At 48.7% G+C, this 19,895-nt stretch carries 20 protein-coding genes and 3 pseudogenes; 4 read left to right on the top strand and 19 right to left on the bottom strand.

The features are described 5' to 3' along the window. Positions 1 to 62: 62 nt before the first annotated feature. Together I6N93_RS10630 and I6N93_RS10625 are read right to left on the bottom strand one after the other, a co-directional pair. Positions 63 to 314, bottom strand: a pseudogene (locus I6N93_RS10630) (IS30 family transposase); the annotation flags it as partial. Between the two features lie 82 nt (positions 315 to 396). Further along, a pseudogene (locus I6N93_RS10625) lies at positions 397 to 729 on the bottom strand (IS3 family transposase); the annotation flags it as partial. Positions 730 to 800: 71 nt separating this feature from the next. On the opposite strand from I6N93_RS10625, the gene I6N93_RS10620 reads away from it, so the two are divergent. Then, positions 801 to 1,912, top strand: a protein-coding gene (locus tag I6N93_RS10620; RefSeq protein WP_112092709.1) for an IS3 family transposase whose coding sequence is annotated in 2 segments (ribosomal slippage) — positions 801 to 1,062 and positions 1,062 to 1,912 — 1,113 coding nt in all. Because the reading frame shifts where the segments join, the coding sequence is not laid out codon by codon here. Positions 1,913 to 1,923: 11 nt separating this feature from the next. Here I6N93_RS10620 and I6N93_RS10615 read toward each other — a convergent pair. Both I6N93_RS10615 and I6N93_RS10610 read right to left on the bottom strand, forming a co-directional pair. Then, positions 1,924 to 3,297: an ATP-binding protein gene (locus I6N93_RS10615; RefSeq protein WP_232100004.1), complete on the bottom strand. Its 1,374-nt coding sequence runs from the start codon at positions 3,295 to 3,297 to the stop codon at positions 1,924 to 1,926. Between the two features lies 1 nt (position 3,298). Continuing rightward, the gene (locus tag I6N93_RS10610) at positions 3,299 to 4,384 is read right to left on the bottom strand and encodes an SIR2 family protein (RefSeq protein ID WP_085689723.1); all 1,086 of its coding nucleotides are present in this window, start codon (positions 4,382 to 4,384) and stop codon (positions 3,299 to 3,301) included. Between the two features lie 412 nt (positions 4,385 to 4,796). Here I6N93_RS10610 and I6N93_RS10605 point away from each other — a divergent pair. From I6N93_RS10605 to I6N93_RS10595, 3 genes and pseudogenes are all read left to right on the top strand, one after another. Then, positions 4,797 to 5,050 (top strand): annotated as a pseudogene (locus I6N93_RS10605) (zincin-like metallopeptidase domain-containing protein); the annotation flags it as partial. A 319-nt stretch (positions 5,051 to 5,369) separates the two neighbouring features. Continuing rightward, a complete protein-coding gene (locus I6N93_RS10600) occupies positions 5,370 to 5,606 on the top strand; it encodes a type II toxin-antitoxin system CcdA family antitoxin (protein WP_029729596.1) in 237 nt (78 codons plus the stop codon). A gap of 2 nt (positions 5,607 to 5,608) precedes the next feature. Beyond that, complete coding sequence (locus I6N93_RS10595) at positions 5,609 to 5,923, top strand: CcdB family protein (protein WP_039360030.1); 315 nt, start codon at positions 5,609 to 5,611, stop codon at positions 5,921 to 5,923. Positions 5,924 to 5,956: 33 nt separating this feature from the next. Here I6N93_RS10595 and mobC read toward each other — a convergent pair whose 3' ends face one another. The 15 genes from mobC to I6N93_RS10520 all read right to left on the bottom strand — a co-directional run bounded on the left by mobC (position 5,957) and on the right by I6N93_RS10520 (position 19,649). Continuing rightward, positions 5,957 to 6,709: a MobC family replication-relaxation protein gene (mobC, locus tag I6N93_RS10590; protein WP_085689721.1), complete on the bottom strand. Its 753-nt coding sequence runs from the start codon at positions 6,707 to 6,709 to the stop codon at positions 5,957 to 5,959. An 8-nt stretch (positions 6,710 to 6,717) separates the two neighbouring features. Next, complete coding sequence (locus I6N93_RS10585; RefSeq protein WP_085689719.1) at positions 6,718 to 8,454, bottom strand: type IV secretory system conjugative DNA transfer family protein; 1,737 nt, start codon at positions 8,452 to 8,454, stop codon at positions 6,718 to 6,720. 797 nt (positions 8,455 to 9,251) lie between these two features. Next, complete coding sequence (locus I6N93_RS10580; RefSeq protein WP_085689717.1) at positions 9,252 to 9,554, bottom strand: TrbM/KikA/MpfK family conjugal transfer protein; 303 nt, start codon at positions 9,552 to 9,554, stop codon at positions 9,252 to 9,254. 43 nt (positions 9,555 to 9,597) lie between these two features. Then, positions 9,598 to 10,614 carry a P-type DNA transfer ATPase VirB11 gene (virB11, locus tag I6N93_RS10575; protein ID WP_085689715.1) on the bottom strand — a complete coding sequence of 339 codons (1,017 nt, stop codon included), beginning with the start codon at positions 10,612 to 10,614 and terminating at the stop codon, positions 9,598 to 9,600. Next, the gene (gene virB10, locus I6N93_RS10570; RefSeq protein WP_085689713.1) at positions 10,604 to 11,836 is read right to left on the bottom strand and encodes a VirB10/TraB/TrbI family type IV secretion system protein; all 1,233 of its coding nucleotides are present in this window, start codon (positions 11,834 to 11,836) and stop codon (positions 10,604 to 10,606) included. Before virB10 ends, virB11 begins: the two co-directional genes overlap by 11 nt. Then, on the bottom strand, positions 11,833 to 12,726 hold the full coding sequence (virB9, locus tag I6N93_RS10565; protein WP_176222568.1) for a P-type conjugative transfer protein VirB9: 894 nt from the start codon (positions 12,724 to 12,726) through the stop codon (positions 11,833 to 11,835). The genes virB10 and virB9 overlap by 4 nt, the downstream gene beginning before the upstream one ends. Continuing rightward, entirely contained in the window at positions 12,723 to 13,406 is a 684-nt protein-coding gene (locus I6N93_RS10560; RefSeq protein WP_085689711.1) for a virB8 family protein, read from the bottom strand. Before I6N93_RS10560 ends, virB9 begins: the two co-directional genes overlap by 4 nt. Continuing rightward, on the bottom strand, positions 13,399 to 13,539 hold the full coding sequence (locus I6N93_RS10555; protein WP_176222567.1) for a hypothetical protein: 141 nt from the start codon (positions 13,537 to 13,539) through the stop codon (positions 13,399 to 13,401). The genes I6N93_RS10560 and I6N93_RS10555 overlap by 8 nt, the downstream gene beginning before the upstream one ends. 87 nt (positions 13,540 to 13,626) lie before the next feature. Then, positions 13,627 to 14,667: a type IV secretion system protein gene (locus I6N93_RS10550; RefSeq protein WP_085689709.1), complete on the bottom strand. Its 1,041-nt coding sequence runs from the start codon at positions 14,665 to 14,667 to the stop codon at positions 13,627 to 13,629. 11 nt (positions 14,668 to 14,678) lie between these two features. Beyond that, positions 14,679 to 14,903: an EexN family lipoprotein gene (locus tag I6N93_RS10545; RefSeq protein ID WP_085689707.1), complete on the bottom strand. Its 225-nt coding sequence runs from the start codon at positions 14,901 to 14,903 to the stop codon at positions 14,679 to 14,681. Between the two features lie 10 nt (positions 14,904 to 14,913). Further along, positions 14,914 to 15,630, bottom strand: coding sequence for a type IV secretion system protein (locus tag I6N93_RS10540; protein ID WP_085689705.1), 717 nt, complete (start codon positions 15,628 to 15,630; stop codon positions 14,914 to 14,916). A gap of 23 nt (positions 15,631 to 15,653) precedes the next feature. Beyond that, positions 15,654 to 18,401 (bottom strand): VirB4 family type IV secretion/conjugal transfer ATPase, encoded by a 2,748-nt coding sequence (locus I6N93_RS10535; RefSeq protein WP_085689703.1) that lies wholly within the window; start codon positions 18,399 to 18,401, stop codon positions 15,654 to 15,656. 9 nt (positions 18,402 to 18,410) lie between these two features. Continuing rightward, positions 18,411 to 18,692 carry a TrbC/VirB2 family protein gene (locus I6N93_RS10530; protein ID WP_099017452.1) on the bottom strand — a complete coding sequence of 94 codons (282 nt, stop codon included), beginning with the start codon at positions 18,690 to 18,692 and terminating at the stop codon, positions 18,411 to 18,413. Beyond that, a complete protein-coding gene (locus I6N93_RS10525) occupies positions 18,689 to 19,354 on the bottom strand; it encodes a lytic transglycosylase domain-containing protein (protein ID WP_085689701.1) in 666 nt (221 codons plus the stop codon). Before I6N93_RS10525 ends, I6N93_RS10530 begins: the two co-directional genes overlap by 4 nt. 73 nt (positions 19,355 to 19,427) lie before the next feature. Next, positions 19,428 to 19,649 (bottom strand): hypothetical protein, encoded by a 222-nt coding sequence (locus I6N93_RS10520; RefSeq protein ID WP_085689699.1) that lies wholly within the window; start codon positions 19,647 to 19,649, stop codon positions 19,428 to 19,430. Positions 19,650 to 19,895 lie beyond the last annotated feature (246 nt).

The following is a 19,895-nucleotide window of genomic DNA, read 5'->3' as shown; positions in this document are numbered from 1 at the left end:
CTCGTTATAACTCAAGGGAGTGGATACAAACGCAAGATTAACTTCCGCTTTTCGCTGTGAGTTCAACTGATGGATGCAACACATTGGTTAAAACGCTCTGCGGGTGATTCATAGTCTAGCGTTTTTCTTGGCCTTTCGTTGAGCTGCCTGGCAACACTGTTTAGTCTTTGCTGGCTGTGAACTGATAAGTCAGTTCCTTTTGGAAAATACTGCCTGAGCAATCTGTTCGTATTTTCATTGGAGCCGCGTTGCCAGGGGGATTGAGGATCGCAGAAGTAAACCTGAATATCTGTGGCTACAGTAAAGCGGGTGTGGCTGGTCTGAATCGCCACAGGTTTAACAGACACCTCAGAGTCATTTATGGACTGCCCCTGCCGCGGTAGACATATACTGTCCTCACGACGAGGCCTGTTCGAAGGCCTCCGGACTGACGCCGCCGAGATGACTGTGGCGCCGGGCCCGGTTGTAGAAGACTTCAATGTAATCGAAGATATCGGCCCGGGCCAGCGCGCGGGTTTTGTAGATCCGTTTTCTGATACGCTCTTTTTTTAGCGAACTGAAGAACGACTCCGCGACCGCATTATCCCAGCAGTTCCCACGCCGACTCATGCTCGTCGTGAGGTGGTTAGCCCGGCAGAAACGCTGCCAGTCGTCGCTGCCATACTGACTGCCTTGATCGCTATGCACTATCACTTCACTTTCCGGTTTTCTCCGCCATACTGTAAGCATCCCGGTAAACCAAACCATTCACTTTTAGAGATCTTCCGACATACTGATTATGTCCCCTGGAGGAGATCGCCATGCGTAAAGCCCGATTTACTGAGCACCAGATCATCGCCGTCCTGAAGTCCGTCGAAGCCGGGCGGACCGTCAAAGACGTCTGCCGCGAGGCCACTATTTCTGAAGCCAGCTATTACAATTGGAAGGCGAAATATGGCGGTATGGAAGCTGCTGATATCAAAAAAATCAAAGATCTTGAGGACGAGAACCGTCGTCTCAAACAGATGTTCGCCGATCTGAGTCTGGAATGTCGGGCACTGAAAGACGTTATTGAAAAAAAGTTTTAAAACCAGCGATAAAGCGTGAGCTTGTCAGCTATCTGACGACGCAATTTTCGATGAGCTTACGCCAGGCGTGCAGGACATTATCGTTGAGCAGGACGGTGTATTTTTACCAGCCCGATACCCGCCGGGATGAGCCCGTGATCCAGGCGCTAACAGAAATGGCTGAGCGTTATCCACGGTATGGCTTTAAGAAGCTGTTCCAGGTGCTGCGCAGGCAGGGCAACGCCTGGAACCATAAGCGAGTTCATCGAATTTACTGTCTATTAAAACTGAATTTTCGCCGCAAGGGAAAACAACGTCTGCCGGTACGCAACCCGGCACCGCTGGCAACGCCGGAGGCGCTGAACCAGAGCTGGTCTATTGATTTTATGCATGATGCACTGGTCTGCGGCAGACGTTTCAGGACCTTCAATGTGGTGGATGATTTTAATCGCGAAGCGCTGGCGATAGAAATCGACCTGAATATTCCGGCACAGCGTGTCGTCAGAGTGCTGGACAGGATCGTGGCCAGTCGCGGATATCCGCTGAAGATGCGGATGGATAATGGGCCTGAGCTGGTCTCACTGACGCTGGCACACTGGGCTGAAGAGCATGGTGTGATGCTGGAGTTTATTAGTCCGGGGAAACCGACACAGAATGCCTTTATCGAACGTTTTAACCGGACATACCGGACAGAAATCCTGGATTTTTACCTGTTCAGAACGCTGAATGAAGCACGGGAAATCACAGAGCGCTGGTTGACTGAATATAATAGTGAGCGGCCCCATGAATCCCTGAATAACCTGACACCGGAAGAATACCGGCTGATGGCTGAAAAACCGGAAATCTCAAAAAGTGCGTGGAACTAAAACGGGTGTGCTTACACTTCCTTAGCAATTTTTTCAAATGCTTCAACCGCCCTACGTTCAACTGGGTTACCTTCTTTTCTTGGTAAGTATAGATGCGCTTCATCACAGACAAAGGCAACTGGTCTGCGACTCTTTGGATCAGTCCAGAATTGAACCTGATAGATGATACGGGCAACCAACCCAATAATTACTGGCAGTATATCGGCCGGAACCTCTGAAAAGTCGATTACTTTTATGCTTTGCTTTTGCTCACCAAATTCCATCAGTTTTTCAGCAATCATGCTCAATGAATCGTATTGGTTGTATTTATCAGGACTATTAAAGAGGAAACCATAGCGTCGGTCATTCAAGCGGCTTGCCATGCGAACTAGCAACCTAGAGAACTCACCGTTGAAAGGACCGTTTTTAGGTCCTCTTGAGCCATCGACTTTTTCTTCATTTAAGTATTCTAGTTTTTCAATGACATGATTTAGAGAATATGGAATTGGACTGTCGAGTGTAAAAGACTGCAACAGATCAGTTCTACCATTTGCTTGCAGGAAAGCTTTCTTTTGCTCGGTAATTGCATCTTGAACAACCACAACTTGGTTGTGCGCACTGAATTCACTCCGGTCAACGAATAATGACTGAATTTCTTCTGAATTAAGCAACCAATAGGGTAGGAAGAGTAGTGAATCATCATCTACATTAGCCTCATCCGGCCCTGGTATTCTCAATTGTTTCGCATAGGAAAGTTCTTTATATTCACCGTGTAAATCGAATACTACTAGGTTTGAAGATGGTAGTCGCGAGCTTCTTTCAAGAATCGAAGCAACAGTCCACGATTTACCTGAACCTGTGCTACCAAGTAGGGCTGCATGTCGCTGAAATAATTTATTGCCATCAACATAAGCGCGTGCATTTTCATTGAGTTTATAAGAACCCAACTCAAGCGAATCCTCTCCATTGCCACATTCAGAAATCACGCGCATGAATTCTTCCAAGTGGGCGTCTTTAAGGATGTAACAGGTTGAATCGATTTCAGGAACATGATCTAGAGATCTTGAAAATTTATACTTTTGAGCAATTGCATCCCATCGGGCCCCGCCCATTAAGGTAATCTTGACTGTGTTGACTACGCTATCTTCAAAAGCGTCTATTTCGTTCGCACCGTCTTCTTGCACTTCTAGGGTAAGGGATTGAGTGACTACTGCTTTGATTACTTTATCAATCATGCCAATGAGCCAACATTCTGTTGCTCCGCTAAGTTGCACTGTTACAAGCTGTCCAACTCTGGCCTTACGCAGATCCTTATCACTATTTACCAGAATGGTTACTTTTCTGGTGTCAACTTCACGAATATTGCCAAGTATGTAGCTGTCATCATTAAAAGTAAAAAGAGCCATGTTACCCCCCTAAGAACTCTTCAGTAAAAACGTCAAAACGCCATAATTCCTTCTCATCTATATGCAGCCAGTTTTCAAACTTTGAATTGTAGATTCTGCTTTTATCTGAATTTGTCTGCTTGCAGATAAGCCACATATTTGGGCATTTATCTAACCACTCCTCGATTCTTGGGTTTGAATCCCGAGTAATCACTAACGCACGACACTGATCTTGTGCAAGTTTTTTCCTAAATGCGTTATTTACAAGTTGAGAATCATTAAAGCCAAATCCTAAAAAAAGAAAACAGGTATGGTTGCCCACAGCATTGTCGTATTCAGCCAACTGGGCCCTGTCTTTGTGCAATCGCTGATATTTGGCTGTGCCGGGAGTGATCATAGCCCGCACAACGCCTTCAGGTTTGTTGAGAATCCAGCTATTACACTCTATAAGGTGAGATTCCCATTCGAACGTATTTAACGAGCCATGCGGCTTGTGTAATCGAACATGTTTACATTCAACGGTTCTTAGTAGTTGCTTCGTCTTGCCTAAACCTTTATGAATAGATTGAACTGACTTTTTCGCTTCATTCCAATCATAACTTCGAATAAAGCCCCCGTAAAACCCAGTAATATATGGAATCTTGTGTCGAATAAAGGCGTACTCAGCTAATAAATCGTAATTGGGCGTTGCGACGTGCAGTTGTTTATCGGCCTGTGGCAGTGTCTCTACGAGCTTTTTAAGTAATGAACCAGCGGGCCATTCACGTAATCCTGAAATGATTTTATGGGCGTGAACGTTATCGTGATACGCAACAAAGTTGGCAGTTAGTTCAACTATTCGAGTGGTCAGGGCCTCGTCCTTGATGAAGTCCATAGAGGATTCAAAATCATGGCTACCCACATCGAGTACAGATACGACTTGCTGCCATTGTTGTATCTGAGCATCTGTCATGCCACTGTTCAGCTCGCCTCGAAGGTGACGCTCTAGTGCTGGCATTCCAAAATTTAGATCAAGTGCACATGAAGTTCCTGTTCCAAATAAAACAAACGGCTTCTCAGTAAAAAACTCTGCAATCGCTTGATATGCAGATTCCTTTGTCAACTCCATGCCTTTCCCCACTTAAATCATGAAACTTCAGAACTTGCCACCTAAAATCTGCAGTATTAGTACTTTATTCTCTTGCTTTAAGGCTTCAAGTTTTTATTGCAGAGCATTTATCCAGAACACTCATTTATAGAGCTATATCAAGTTTCTGCCAATTGGAAGTTTTTCCTCCACGTAAAACAGCTCTTAGATCGCCATCGAAGCAAATGGATGTTATCGCAGCAAGAATGTCCCCTGCATTCATTTTTGAGCAGCTTCCTCCTATCTAACGCACCAGTATCTGAAAGGTTCGATCCACGCGTATAGCATATGTTATGTGGCCTCGAATCTGTCCTGTTCATACCAAAGCGGCCATAGCTCGCACAGTTGTGAGTTAATCGTTGGAAGCCAGTTCACCTCAATTGAAAGTTTTCATTACTGGAGTGGTGGTAAAAAACGGCTTAACCGTGAAATGAAAGGGAAATTTGGCAGTGCAGATTATGCGGAGGAGGAATTAGTGGCGGAGCTGGGAAGTGCTTTTCTGATGGCGGATTTTGGGATTGTTGGAGAGGTGCAGCATGAAAGCTATATTGCCTCATGGCTCCAGGCGCTGAAAAACGACAATCCTATGTTTTCAAAGCGGCCAGCGCCGCCTCAAAAGCGCATCGTTATCTGATGGATAAGATTTGAGTTGAAGAATAAAAAGCTGCAAAGGAATGCGGCTTTAACCTTATATCGGGGCAGGGAAGGTGACAGATGTTTAAATTTCCCTGCGAATTTTCTGGACATAATATGTCCGGAAAATTCGCAGGCTGCGAGTGCGGGCGGCAAAGAGCCCGTGCATCCCGCAAACGGCGTTTGTACATCGGTGATTGCTGTAAACGACGGCTCAGGTATTGCGGCTGACTGTGAAGTTTGCAGGACTGCAACGATAGCAGAGCCTGTTTTTGGTGTTATGATAAGTGTATTATGCCGTGTAATACGCACGAATTCATGCAGGAGAGAAACCATGACCGCGAAACAACGCAACACGCAGAGCGTGACAATGACAGTAGAGCGTGCCTTACTGGTAAGAGCGCGTGAGGCGGGCATTAATCTGAGTGCTACCCTGACAACCGCCCTAGATGCAGAGCTTCGCTCTCATGAAGCGAAAAAATGGCAGGAAGAAAACAGGGAGGCTCTCGCAGCACTAAATCGTTTTCATGATGAGCAGGGTTGTTTCAGCGATGAATACAGGACGTTTTAACCATGCAATTCACTGTATACGGTAATACCGGGAAAAGCGTCGTTTACCCACTGTTGCTCGATGTCACGAGCGATATTATTGGGCAATTGAATCGTCGGATAGTGATCCCATTGCTCCCTATTGAAAAGTATCCGGCAGGCCGCCGACCGGATCGTCTTGTCCCCGTCGTCAGGCTGACGGACGGCAAAGAATACGCCGTAATGACCCACGAGCTGGCAAGTATCCCTGTCCAGGCTCTGGGGGCGGTGTTTTGTGATGCGTCGCAGTACCGTACTCAGGTAAAGGCAGCTATAGATTTCCTCATCGACGGGTTCTGACGTTTCTTTCTATGCAGTTAAACAGGCATGCCTTTAATCGTGGCTGACGGGAGTCTGTTCAAGTTCGTCTATCGTGCGAAACAGAAACATCTCGCGGTTCTTCTCATCAAACGGTACAGGAACGCTGTTTCTCATAACAGTCCTGATGCTGCCAAACAGCCTGACCAGCGATTCTTGCGTTTTATCATCCGGCATAACATACATCGCATAGTGCCAGCGTCCGGCGTCGCTGGCGGCGAGATGACTGTTAATGATGCTGATGTAACGGGCGCGGGTTTTCATCGACCGCTCTGTTTCCACTGCAACGATGGCACCGCTGCTTAAGGTAATAATGCCGTCCGGTCGGTGTCGGAAGCCCGGGTATCGCGACATAAACTCTCTCCGATCGCCGTTAAGCCAGCCTGTACCGCCTTTTTCCTCAAGGGCGATCCTGACCCGCTGATTTAACAGTCGATGTTCCAGCGTCGAGTGTTTGAGTTTTCCCGGCTCAAAATAGGCAGGGAAAACCTTGTCATCAGCGCTAACCACCATCGCCAGTCCCTGCATGCTGAGCCCCCACAATGATTTTTTCCCGGTCAATACCGGATATTCGTGTTTAATCAGGAGGCCCATCGCAACCGCTTTATTGAGCAGTTTATATATCGCATGGTTATGTTTTCCTTTATAGCCGACAACTTTTTTTAAGGTCCGCAAATCAGAGAACGTTTCTTCCTTGAGAAAATACAGCAATGCCCGCATTCTCAGTTTTGCGGCTTCATTTCTTTCAGTAACGTTATGTATAAGCATTGATAGCCTCACAAGTTAACGGAGGGTTTGTGGATCTGATTTTCTTTTTCGGTATGCGGAGGGTTTTTATTCTCAAATGAAAACAGGTCTATATATTGCTTCTTTACTGGTATGTGGAATAGTTTGGTTGCCTTCGCCAGATCGTTCTGGGTAAAAACAAAACCAACAAATTTGGGGAGGTTAAGCAACATGTTGCTGTCGATATAATATCGTTCAGCCTGACTGATCATCCTGTCAGTTTCTATTTTCTCCGTCAGGGAGATATCCGTTTTCACTTTCCTCATTTCATCGTCTACCAGAATAGAGCCGGTCATCCTTGCCACCCAGTCGGCGGTGTCCGGATCGCGAAGGCGATAAACCAGCATAAACTTGCAGTTCTCAATAACCGAACCGGCAACAGCATCACCCTCCAGATCTGCCGGACAGTCATATAAATCTTTTACCGACTGGTGAGCCATGATGATATGCACACCTTTGTCCCTCGCAGCGCCAAGTCCTTCGAGCGCAGGGCGGGACAGGTGATACTTGAGTTCATCAAGGAAAATAGCGACCGGACGAGGTTTGCCTTTTATCCGATCACGGGTTTCGGCTATCTGAATCAGGCGGGTTAAAATCATTCGCTGAGCCGACATGATTTTCTGATTACGCATCGAGCCGATGATGTAGCTGCATCCACCTTCATCAAAAATGGTCTTTAAGGAAAATCCATTGCGGGCATTAATGGAATTCACTAAAGCGATTTCCTCAAGCTCACCATAAAAAGCAGGCACATCTTCACTAATTGATTTCACAAAGTCAGTATTAAATAAGTCGCGTAACGTCATGCCATGTTCATAAATAGCGGCCGTATTTCTGGCTGCACGGCGATCGGCGATACGATAAAAATCAGCACCTTCGCCTTTTTTACCCATACTGAAACCGGCATTAAACAGCTCCTCCAGTTGTTCATGAGAAATATCGGCCAACAAATCAAGCTGGGAATGAAGGTCATTCAGGTTAATAAGAACAAACTGTTTATTCGCTTTCTGACAGGCTTCCCGCAGTACATGTGGTGCCCACTCATCATTTTTAGGATCTTCGACAAATACGCCTTCACCTGAAAGTATTGCCTGATAAAGCAGCACACAGGCACTGACACCTTTACCAGAACCTGTGGTGCCGATAAGGTCGGCGTGCTGAGTTTGAAATTCTTCGGGGGTGATATATTGCGGCTGATTATCTTTATCCAGCCCGATAAAGATACCTTTCTGCAGGTCAATATAATCCAGCGGGTTATACGCAATGCTGTCAGGTAACATGTCTCTGACTTCACGAACATCTGTTCTGACATTTCTTTCCAGCTTGCTTTTTTTAATCATCCGGTGTTTCAGACTGTCGACTTCTCCGGCCAGCAGCCTTCGGGCAGTAATATGAAAAGCCAGACCAGCCAGCGTAAATCCGACAGTCAGTATCCAGAGTGATAATCTGAGCATAATGTTATTGTCGAGTACTTTAAAGAAAAAACTCAGCCCCTGAATGGTCAGTGGTGACAGGGTGCCAAATGTGAGAAAGAAGGTGGATACACCCGCCACCAGTTTTAACCAGAAGGGGGCATTTTTTCTTTCTTCACGTGGCAGATGAAAGATGAATGGCAGCGTTAGCCCGGCAAATACGGACAGTATTACCGGGTTGTGTTGTAGCCAGAGCAGAAAAAAAGAAAAGGCATCCGAAAAGGCATTCAGCCTTTGCATCAGATGGGTTTCCATCGCAGTGATCTCCGGTCTGATTTCGGTGTGAAGGGCGCATCACATGGACGTTATCGATGGACGTCACACCCCACGCCCATACGCGACGCCTATTGATGACGCCCATAAAAGGATGAAAAGCACTGAACGTCTCCGACGCTCATGCCCGTTATCCGCGCTTTCAGAAAACAGCCGACCAGTGGTCGTCAGTCTCCTGAAATGCCCGAATGACGGGCAACGGCGTGTGGCATTTCGCTCGGGCTGGAAGCTCTCCCTGCATGTCACATGGGGGTAATGTCGTGGCTGGACGCCACCCCAAAACCCCCAACGTCAAAGGCGGCACACCGTCGCACGCTACGCGCGACCAACCCCTTTAAGACGGTCGCTTTCGCCTTTTTATTCCCTTTGCTCGTTCCTCGCAGCGCGAATAAAAGGGAAGCTGACCTTTAAAGGGGTTGGTCGCGCCACGCTACCGGCTTTTGGCCGGAGACTTAGCTGCGACGGTGTGCGGGGCAAGCCCCCCAAATAAACCGCTATCGTGGGCGATAGCTTTTCGCTCGCTGGGGCGGCGAAATTTATTCGGCTCCCCCCGGTCTGCAAAATCCGCGTGGGCGCGGCTGTTTGCCGATGGGTTCGGCGACGCAAATTAGCTATTTCTGCGAAATAGAATTTACTCGCCTTACGCCACTTTTAAATTTCTGCTATTCGCATAAATTTAAAAGCCTAAAACCGTCACGATCGGTGTCGAGTTTGCCATCCAGAGTTGACAAGGGGAATGGTAATAATCCAGATGTTGTTATTACCGTTTTTCTTTTAATTCAATGACGCACGCGACCAAATTTATTAATTATCTGGTCGATGATTTTCGGGGCGGCTGATTTGCATTCGAGTAATAAGGCTTTTCGGGCGTCGGCGGTACGGTTGGGGTGAAATCCGTGTCTGTTCTTTTTCACAACCTTAAAGAAGGAACGTTCAGCAGACTGACATTCATTTCCTCCGCCATTACCGGTTGTTTTACCGTACAGACATAAAACCATCTCGCAGGCATCAGCGGCCATTACGGAAGAGGGTAGTAGTAAACTCATGCAGAAAAGGCAGACGGTGAATAGGATCGTTTTCATATCAAATACCTTTATTGGAAATAACAGATGATTTGGCTATTTTTTATCTGAAGGTTTCTTTCATTTGATGAAGGTGTATCGGTTTGAAATAAATATCCCCCATCCGACGAATATCACCGTGAATATCTACGCTGACGATGATATCCACGCATTTAAGCACCTTGCGTAACAGCACATCGAACGGGATATTTTTGCAATCTGGATTTTCATAACAGCGGTCAATGATCCCTTCAATACACTCTTCCGGGCTGCCTGCGTGCAGGGATGTGATAAGACCTTCATGCCCGGAGCCGATGATTTTCAGCGCATCCCATGCCTCCCGCCCACGAATTTCCGCCAGCAGAATCCGATCCGGATTCATGCGATAATTCGCCCGGATAAGTCTGCCGGGCGTGATAATCGCCTCGTCTCCGGCATCTGCCGGGTAAAACAGATGGACATAATTAGCGTGGTGGTAAAACCGTATTTCGGGATTATCTTCAATCGTGGTTAGCCTGAGATGTGGCGGAATATAGTGCAGTAACGTCTTCATATAGGTGGTTTTACCGGAGCCGGTTTCACCAACAATAAAGAGGGTTTTACCGTACTCAACGGCCTTTTCAATAAAGCTTGGAATATCGCCCTTGTTATAGCAGCGGATCAGTTCATCATCTTTGCTTTCGTTTCTCTCCTTACCGGCTATCCGGTTATAAAACCCGGCATCAATCCAGGACTGATGCGTTTTCTGCTCAAATGACGGGTTTCGCAGCGTAATCGATACGGTATTCCGCTCGCAGGCTGGGGGGATAATGGTCTGGACACGTTCACCTGATCCTAATGTAGCGGAAAGGATAGGGGAGGTATCATCGATATTGTCCTCATTCCATGAGGCCAACGCTTTGGCAAACGCATGGCACTGACGTAACGTAACCGGAGAATCATGCTTCTGCCATCGACCGTTTATTTTGGTGTGGATCTCTCCGGGTCGGTTAATGGCGATTTCCGTCAGGCCTGCCAGTTTGAGATAATCGCCGAACAACTGAGTTTTCATAAAATCCAGCGACAGGTTTTTAGCGTTCATACCACCTCTTTTTCAGACGAAGTTGATAAACGGAAGAGAAATCGATATCCGTGCCGGTCATGATGCCGATCACATCGCCCTGATTGAAGTACATCGTGGGCGGGATATTGATGCTGTTTTCTAAGGCTGTTTTCGCCATTTCTGACGCGGCAGCGCGGGTGTTTTCGGTGTAATCGGTATTGCGGTCTTTCCCCGGTGCTGAATCTGATGCAGCAGCAGCCACATCTTGTACGGTGCTCAACATCAACGCATTGCCGAACCGTTCCCAGAAATGGGTATCAATCCAGCCGCTAATCCCGGCCTCACCCAACGGGCCGGTGGCTTCGGTATCAATCAGCGGGATTTGCAGGCTACCGGGTTCCGGTGTGCGTAATTCCGTCCAGATGACAAACATCCGGCTCCGGCCATGTTGCAGCGCCCCGGTGCGGTAGAACCCTCTGGCGACGGTTCCGGCAGGGAGCAACTTCACGTAATGGTTAGCGCTGTAGACATCTTCACCGATGAGGCAGGAAATCCGGCCACCCACGTCAGAGACAAAACGTCGCATCATTGAGCACGGAATATAACGATCTACCGGAAGGTAAAGATTGGGATCGAGACCCAGTCGCCTGACGCTGGTCACTTTTGCGGCACCGGGATTGGAGTCGTTAGCCTCGGTGCCAGACGTGGTTGCAGATGTGTCTTTGCTCTGATTGCGTTGTGTACCGGAAGGGGCAGTTTGTGAAGCCTGAGTATTACCGCGTTGTGTGGACTCTGCGGCACTACTTGATCCATCGACCAGTGCCGCCGCCTTGTTTAAAGCAGGTTGCTCTGACGGTGGTGCCGTCTGTATTGGGTGATTATCTGTTGCGGTTTCCTGTTTGTCCTGACCAAACAGGCCGAACGGATTGTTGTCCATACCGAGGTTTTTACGCTCATGTTGCCCCGTACTGGCTGACGGCGGAGTTGGGGTTTCAGCCGCCTTATCATCGCTTTGCTTTAATGATGCAAGGAAGCGATCTCCACCCAATGCCAGTGCAATCAGTGCGCCCAGACTCAGCAGGCTGACCAGCAGCGTCCGGCGGCTGGAGGCTTTTTTGAAGCGGGTCACTTCAGGTTGGCCGGGAGGTGTGTTTTGCTCTGGTGCCTGACTCGCCATCGCTGAACGGGCGCGTTCACGGGCTTCAGCCTCCAGCTCCGCCACGGTTTTTTCCGTTGTCTCTGAGTCTGCTTTATCAGTCATCTGGCCCCCAGTGTGACGACAGGTGAAACGGTGTCACCGCTGCCAACAGTGACGTTGTCGAATGACGTATTCTCAATCCCGACTACCGCGCTGCCGTAGCGCAATACCAACTGTGGCGACATTGCACGCACGACGACCACGGTATAGTTTCCGTGTTTGGCTATGCGGGGCGTGACGGTCTGTTCCTGCCCGTTAACGACCCGGAAGATAGATGGAAGGATTTTGGCGGGAGAAAAACCCAGATAGATAAAGCGGCCATCATCGTAAGTAAAATCTGGTGCTATGGAGGCTGAACCTGTCGCGACTCGCTTGGTATAAAGCCAGTTACGCGGCGTGGTAGCCTGCTCAAATGCTGTCGTTATCTGCTGCTTTTCCTGTGTTTCACGCAGGAGTTTCAGACGCGCTGCGCTGGCTGCGTCTGCTTGCCTGCGCTCGTCATCCGGATAGCGAAAACGGATAATAAAGGCCTGAGACGGTGAGTCATTCTCCAGTACGTTCAGCTCCAGACTGTAATCGCGCTTCGATGTCACGACAAAGAGATTGGTTCTCCACTCGCTCGCCGTTGGCAGAAACACCTTATTGATGTTGTTGCCGTTATCATCGGTTACCGGCTGGGTGATAGGGTTTGGACTGACACCGACCCGGTTATCGCTTATTGTGACTTTCCAGCCCTTTGGAAAACCCGCTTGCGCGTCGATGACTTCTTCATCGTCATCAAACAGGAGTGTGGTGAGGTAGCCAAGACGGGTGTTGACGATAGTCGCATTTTGGCTGTTATAGGTGACATGCTGCATTCGGCTGTCATACGTGCTGCGGCTCGGTATCGCTGCGCTCCAGGCTGTGGATGACATCAGAAGGAGCCACAAAATCACTGTTTCTTTCAGCATCATTCCCCCCTCAGTTCTTTATCTCGCTGGTAACTGGTCACGATGAACCCCAGCGGATTAACTTCTCGTTGGCTGTCGGTCAGTTGTTTGCGGGGGAGGTAGCGATAAGTCAGACGGATGTTCCAGACATCTGTTTTAACCGAGTTATCGACAATGCGGCGGATAGTCCGTTTAATGCGTAAGGTCGCCAGATGATCAGGATCTGTCGCGGTCGCGTGAACGTTGGAAATAATGTCGATAGACACGACATATTCCGCTTTATTGAAAATGACATCGGGTGCCTGATTGCTGTTAAACCCGTCGAGATAATCCCGGTTCACGCTGTCGCTATTGAATAACTGCACATCGTCGTAATCGCGCTGAAGAGCAAAATAGTTATACCCCTCGCGGAGCCTGACGTAATGCGCTGCTAACGCCTGAGCCAGTGCTTTCTCTGTTGAAATACTCTGCTCTTTAATCCGGGTCATATATTCATAGCGTCCGGTCTGTTTATCCACCGACCATAATTCGATTTCGGTGTTTTTCAGCGGCAGTAGAATAATCAGTGCGGTGATCGCCATTGCGGCCAAAGCAAACCCTATGGCGGCTATGCGCCACGCCAGCTTTTTTTCCCGTTCATCCTTTTCCAGCAGGACAGATTCAAAGGTACGGGATGACGCGATGATGTTTTCTGTTTCAGACATGCTTTGTCAGCTCCTGAATAATCGCGGGGGAATTAACCGGTTGAGGATCGCCAGATACAGGCGGGAGATCGTGCTGATGCTGTGCGCAGCCCGTGAGGATGCACAGCATCAGAAAGACGAGGCTGGATTTCATATTGATTCCTGTGTTTGTCGAAGACAGAAATGCCGTACCGATGGCGGTTGCCACGGCACGCGGTGGAAAGACTACGCTAGGAGGAGATTAGCGGTTACGCTGTTGATTGAAACGCTTCATGCTGTCGATAGAAGCCGCACGTTTTTGCCATGCAGATAGGGCTTTGCTGGTGCCTGCGGCGATAAGTATACCTGCTGCATTAGCGGTGCTGGCGCTCCCTTTTGCCGCTAACCGGGCACCCGCCGCACCGGCTTTCATGACAGGTTTCGCGGCGTCAGAAGAGGGTTTTGCCAGCCCACGTAGGCCGCTCATAGCGGCACCCTGTAGTGCGGCCTGAACGGCGACGCCACCTAATGCGTTCGCGATTTTTGCTGAAAACCAGATAATGACGCCTGAAATAACACCTGCAACGCAGCACTGAACACCCAGTGTGATGATATTGGCGTTATCTGCAAAATTAACCGCTTTATCTAATAGTCCATTAAGATAATTGATGACAATCCTGATAGATAACGCGGAAAACATAATCGTCAGGATCACCGTGAAGATAATTTTCAGCCAGTTGTTAAACATCGGGATAAGGAATCCATACAGCAGGCAGAAAATAAATAGCGGTGCGGTGGTGGTCATTAATACAATGATTATTCCAGCTAACAGGTTAACCGCCGAACCAAATAGCAAAGTGATGATTGCACCTCCCCAGACCAGAAGTTGGGCAATACCGCCGTTGAGCTTTACATAGGTGGAATCATCCTGCTGATAAAGCTTTTGTCCTATCGTTTGCGCTTTCGCCCAGACGGTATCCAGTAACACCCAGACATTGTCATCCCCGCTGACGCCGTCAGTTAATCCGTTAATGGCAGAAATGGCTAAATCCAGCCAGCCATCGAGATTTAAAACGAATGTCATAATTAATAGCATTCGCCCGACATCCCATATGACATCTTCTACTGGTGTTTGAAGTTTTCCTGCCAGGGTTTGATAACCCCGATAAGTGACAAATAACGTGAAGGAGCTGACGGCGATAACGCTTACCATATCGCCGTACACGGAGGTTTGTCCCCGCAGTACGGCATGTAAACCGTCAGTGATCGTGTTGTTCATTCCAACAAACATACCACCTGACATAGATTACCCCTTTAATTCAAATCGGGAACCTTGGCATTTTCCTGACGGAGTTCAAATCGCGCTTCTCGCGCATTTTTGCAATCCTGGGAGTCATCACCAGATGATTCACACGCCTTATATCTCTGACTCATTTCATCCGGATGTTCTTTGTACCACTGCGTTGATTTCGGGTTGTCACACCCTGTTAGAAATAATGAGCCTAAAATAACCGGAAAAATGCAAAATGACGTTTTCATTCTTACCCTCTCAATGATTAAAGTCAGGAATTGGGGAAGTGAGTTGTTGTTCATTGAATGCTTTTTGCCGCTGTTGAGTCAACATCACGGATCGCTGTTCAGCCTGCTTGACTGACATTTCCCATTGGCTGGTTAATGCGTTCAATTGTACGCTTTTGGCTGCGACCGCGTTAGCCAGGTCCTGTGACTCTTTCGAGTCTTTAGCGTTGGCTATGCGGTCGGATAAGTCTGATATATCGTTTAATGTGCTATTAATCCGGTTTTGGACCTCACTGGTATTCTCAATCGATACCGCCTGATTGAGGACAAGTTGTTTACAACTTTCAACATAACGTTGCGATGGACTGGACTGATTACAAATATCAAACGATTGATATTTGTTATATAGGCGCTGAAGATCAGATGAATAATAACCGCTTGGGTTAGTCAGCAGATCATCCAGTGAAATACCATTTTTACGCAGATGTTCGATATCGTTTTTCAGGGATTTTGCCTCGCGGAGAAATCCCTGGATATCCCTTACGCCTGTTGCGGTCGCTAATTGCTGCTTGTAGGCATCAAGCTCACTTTTATAGTGAGTGACCGTTTCCTGCCATTGCTGGAGTTTTTGTACCCATTGGTTAATCGACTCGGTATTGCTGGCGGCATCAAACACTGGGATCCCGGCGCTGAGTGCGGGTGTGGAAACCAATAGCGATAACGCCAGAAACATCTTTCTGGTTTGCATGGTGATAACCTCCGAGGTGAATATCAGATAGCCTGATTAAGGAACGTTTCTTTCCAGTCGGTGGGTGGCATGCCTTCCTGATAAATGGCATCAAATATTTTCAGGTTGTCTTCGCTGCCGCTCAGGATTTTGGTGATGTTCCCGAGGCCCGATAAATCCATTCTTGCCATGGCGACAAACGGGCGAGTTTCACCGGCACGCAGTGGTGTTTTCAGGACAACCATATAGTGCTCGCTTGGATCAAGATTACGAACCATGTCGTAAACGCTTTCTGGGACTTTCATCTTCTCCACGTAATCCGCATGGTTGGCCTTGGGATTGGCGAGAAAAATTTGAGTACTGCACTGCTCAATAATCGCCGGAGCGATGGGATGCCTGACGATTTCATCAGGCGACTGGGTAGCGGGGATAAAAATGCCGTTCAGTTTACGGATCACCTTGAGCATATTGAGGGAGAATTTAGAAAACTCGACATCAGCCAACCATTTCCAGAACTCATCCATGAACATCACCAGTCGGCGACCATCCAGCAGGCTGGTGATGCGGTACAACAGGTAAAAGGTGATCGGCCCGCGTATGTCGTCGTCATCCAAGAATTCTGTGCCATCGATACCAAAGTTATCAATATTGCTGATGTTGAACGTGTCCTCCTCGTTATCGAACACCCAGCCGAATTCACCGCCCTGCGCCCACTGTTTCAGGCGTATACGCAGACCGTTGGTCCGTGCCTCTTTGGTCGGTGGCTCCGGCAACACTTCCAGCAATCGGGTAATACCATAACGGCGATATTCCGGCGGGTAGTCCAGCATAATGGTATCCACCGCAGTGCTGATACGCTCTTCATCGCGGGGATCGAGTGGCTTACCGTCACGACGACACAGCATCCGGATCAGTCGCTTGATAAAGCTGATATTCCGTCGAGTGGGCGCAAGTGAAAACGGGTTGAATCCGGTAGGAATACCGGTCCGGATACGGAAGTAGCGACCGCCCATCTGGCGGATAGACATCTCCGCTGCTCTGTCTTTATCAAAGTAAACGGTGGTCAGTCGTTTGAGAGTGGCAGAGGCGGGAAATGTCGCCGGATTACGGTACTTCTGCATCAACTGTTTCATCATTGTCATCAGCAGGGTCTTTCCTGAACCTGTTTTACCGATGATGGCGGTATTCCCCGGCGTTTTCTCATTGAAGTCATTCCGTCCTGCCTGACTGTCATGCAGGTTCAGATAATAACCGCCACCACCGGGAGATTTCAGTATGGCGATAGCCTCACCCCACGGATTGCCGTGGCGTTTGTGGGGATGGAAGTTATGCAGACTCCCCATATCTGCGTAGTTCTGGCTACTGACTACCACCAGTCTAGGCCGCAACGTATAGACGCCGGGAAGTTGAGCCAGATAGGCGGCAGGTAACGACAGCGTGGACAGGGATGTCATGATGCCGAGATCGTTAAAAGGCTGGGCCAGCGCATTGGTTTCCTTGACCACCTGATCGGCGCTGGTGGAGGAGACCAACAGGGAAAAATGATATTTGCCGCAAGACACATGCCCGGACTGGAGCAAATCGCGTAAGACGATCAATTCCTCTCGCTGTGAAATAGCGTCATCGTCGGTTGAATTTAGCCGTTTTTCCGCCAGTCGGATATGACTTTGCGCTTCATCCCGTGCCATACAGGTAAAAGACTGCGTCAGCACATACTCGCTTTCGGCATACAGCAGCGCATCGAGCAGGCCAGTGTAGGTCTCCGGTGAGTAGTCTTTAATTTCCAGACTGCGGAAGAAGCGGAAACCGCCGACCGTCTGACATTCGGCGGTATCGGTAGTGAAGAACACATCCGGCGTGCTGAGTGTGTGATAAAACGGTGTGCGTGTCACCGCTACGTTCTGCCATTTGCCGGTAATCAGGCGATGATAGAAAGCCAGTTGCGAAGAGTAAACCCGACCTTTTTCCTCATAAGTACCTAATGGCATTGCCACATAACGCGACAGGGCGGTGTGGATGGCTTCATGGTGCTCCAGCATCCTTTTCAGTGCATCATCCAGAGCCGCTTTCCTTTTTACGTTGGCCTGCGTCTTCATGACTTTTTTCTCCAGCGTGGAGAAAGGGGCATAACAGAGGCTGAAAAACAGCCGATGTCGCCAGAGTGGCTTCTCTTTTATTGGCTGGTAATAGCGTTCTGTGACCTCATCCGAAAAGGGAATGCCCGAACTGGCGTTAAAGCCATCCTGATATTTCTCTCGTATGCGGTGAATATAGAAGGTGAACGGTAGCCCTTCATACGCGCGGATCAGGTTGTTGAGGTGGCTTGCCAGCAATGTCAGATGATGTTCGTCCTCACATTCAAACACAGTGCCGCCCAATTCCCAGCTAGCGACTAAATCACCGGCGCGATTTCTTATGATGTGAGGGTGAATGTGGGAGGAGTAGGGAATGTATTTATCCAGCGTGATGCGCTCGTTTAATTTCATCTTATCGGTAAACTCCGAAACATCGACGGCGTCATAGTGGCTTGCCAGCAGGGCTCTGGCACCGAAATGGCGATCCGTGACAAATCGCCCACGGGTTTTAAAGGCCAGCCACAGCAGTCCGAAATAATGAATATCCGTTCGAGCTTTTGCCTTCATTTCCAGCCAGGCTGGGATCAATAACAACGCGAGGTAATAGCTGATATAGACCGACAGCAGGACGATAGCCCCGCTGACGATCACGAACGGGACGAGAGGGATGCCCATAATGGCGGCAGGGCGGGTCAGTGCTTTGTTCAGGGTGGTCATCGATTCCCCCTATGATGCCCAATAGGCACCAAAGCCTGATGCACCGACAATCAGGATGGCTCCGATAATGACGTTGCGCATGTCATGCAAACTTTTACCATCAAACAGCACCTTGTAACCCACCCACATGGTTGCCAGTGTGATCGTGACGGCGGCCAGCCCGAGCAAACCACTGGACGTATTACTCAGCGTATCGTTGGCTTTATTAAATCCGCTCCCTGCTGCCAGCGTTTGGCTTGATATCAATACGGAAGAAAACGCAGGCCAGTATTTACGTTTTTTCATCGTCATTGCTCCTCATTAATTACAGGCATGGATACATCGCCGCGAAGGATGGCGTTGGGATAGTGCAGGGAAGTCAAAACCGGTATGGATTTATCGGTGAGTTCACCGCGCAGGACGGTGGTCGGATAATGAATCTCTGAAGTGGATTGGCTGGTGGTACTGCGCTTGAGAGCTTCCCGCGTAGACGGGATCACATAGCTAATACGCTGGATATAACTGGTTTGGTTAAAGGCGGATTCTGGCTGCTGACCCGTATCGAAATTGCCGGAATAGTAACAACTGAGCGCTCTTTTCAGCGTGCCGCCTCGCTGGTAGCAGTCGGTGAGGATGCGTTCAAAAACGGATAGATTAGTGCAGGGGTCTAACAAGTCATGGGCCGTCACGCCGTAATGGCGGAAGTTGGTACTGGTGATTTGCATCAGACCGACCGAATAACGGCGACCTTTCGCGACTACCTGCTTGATGATGTTGATGGCAGTTTGTTTGCTGGTGGGCTGATGAGAAATGACGCCTACGCTATCGGGCGCTCTTTCTTCCTTCGGCACAATTTCAGCGACGGCATAAGGATTAAAGCTGGATTCCACTTTAGCCACATCAAACGCGGTGGAGGGGTGAATAGTGGCGGCACATTGCATAACCGCCGCCAGAAAAGCAGTGGGTGAAAGCATGGTTGCCTCGGTAAAAAGTCGAACCACACGTAGCTATCAGATAGTCGGTGGCAAAGAAAAGGAGAGGAGAGTGTTAATCGTGCTGGGGGGCTTGCGGTATGTCGCTATCGTCTTTCGGCTCAAGGAGCACTAGCTTACCGGAGACAGCAATACCGGGTGTCAGTACGATGTTCAATCCAGGTTTGCTGTTATGAGCGAACGCCACGCCGACTTTTGTCCAGTACGTGTTCTTTTCTCTGCTGGCATCGGGTTGGCTTTCCTGCGTGACAAACACGTGATAGGTAGGTTTTCTCATGCTATTTCCTTTAATAAAAAATAATGGTGAGTTAACTACATCGATCACATCCCGATTCTGCATTCCGGTTTCAACGGGTCAGCGAGAACATTCAGCGGCACCCTGAATTGTGGTTGCGTGACAGCCCGATTCGCATTGTTAAAGAGCAATACTCGCCCCGGACGAATAAACGTCCATAAAGCTCGCCAGTGGAAGGTGGCGTGATTAGCGTGCGATATCAGCTTCAGGATGAAAATGATAAAATCA

Source organism: Lonsdalea populi (assembly GCF_015999465.1).
GTDB lineage: Bacteria > Pseudomonadota > Gammaproteobacteria > Enterobacterales > Enterobacteriaceae > Lonsdalea > Lonsdalea populi.
The sequence above is the reverse complement of the archived record's forward strand: the minus strand, read 5'-3'. Positions and strand labels throughout refer to the sequence as shown.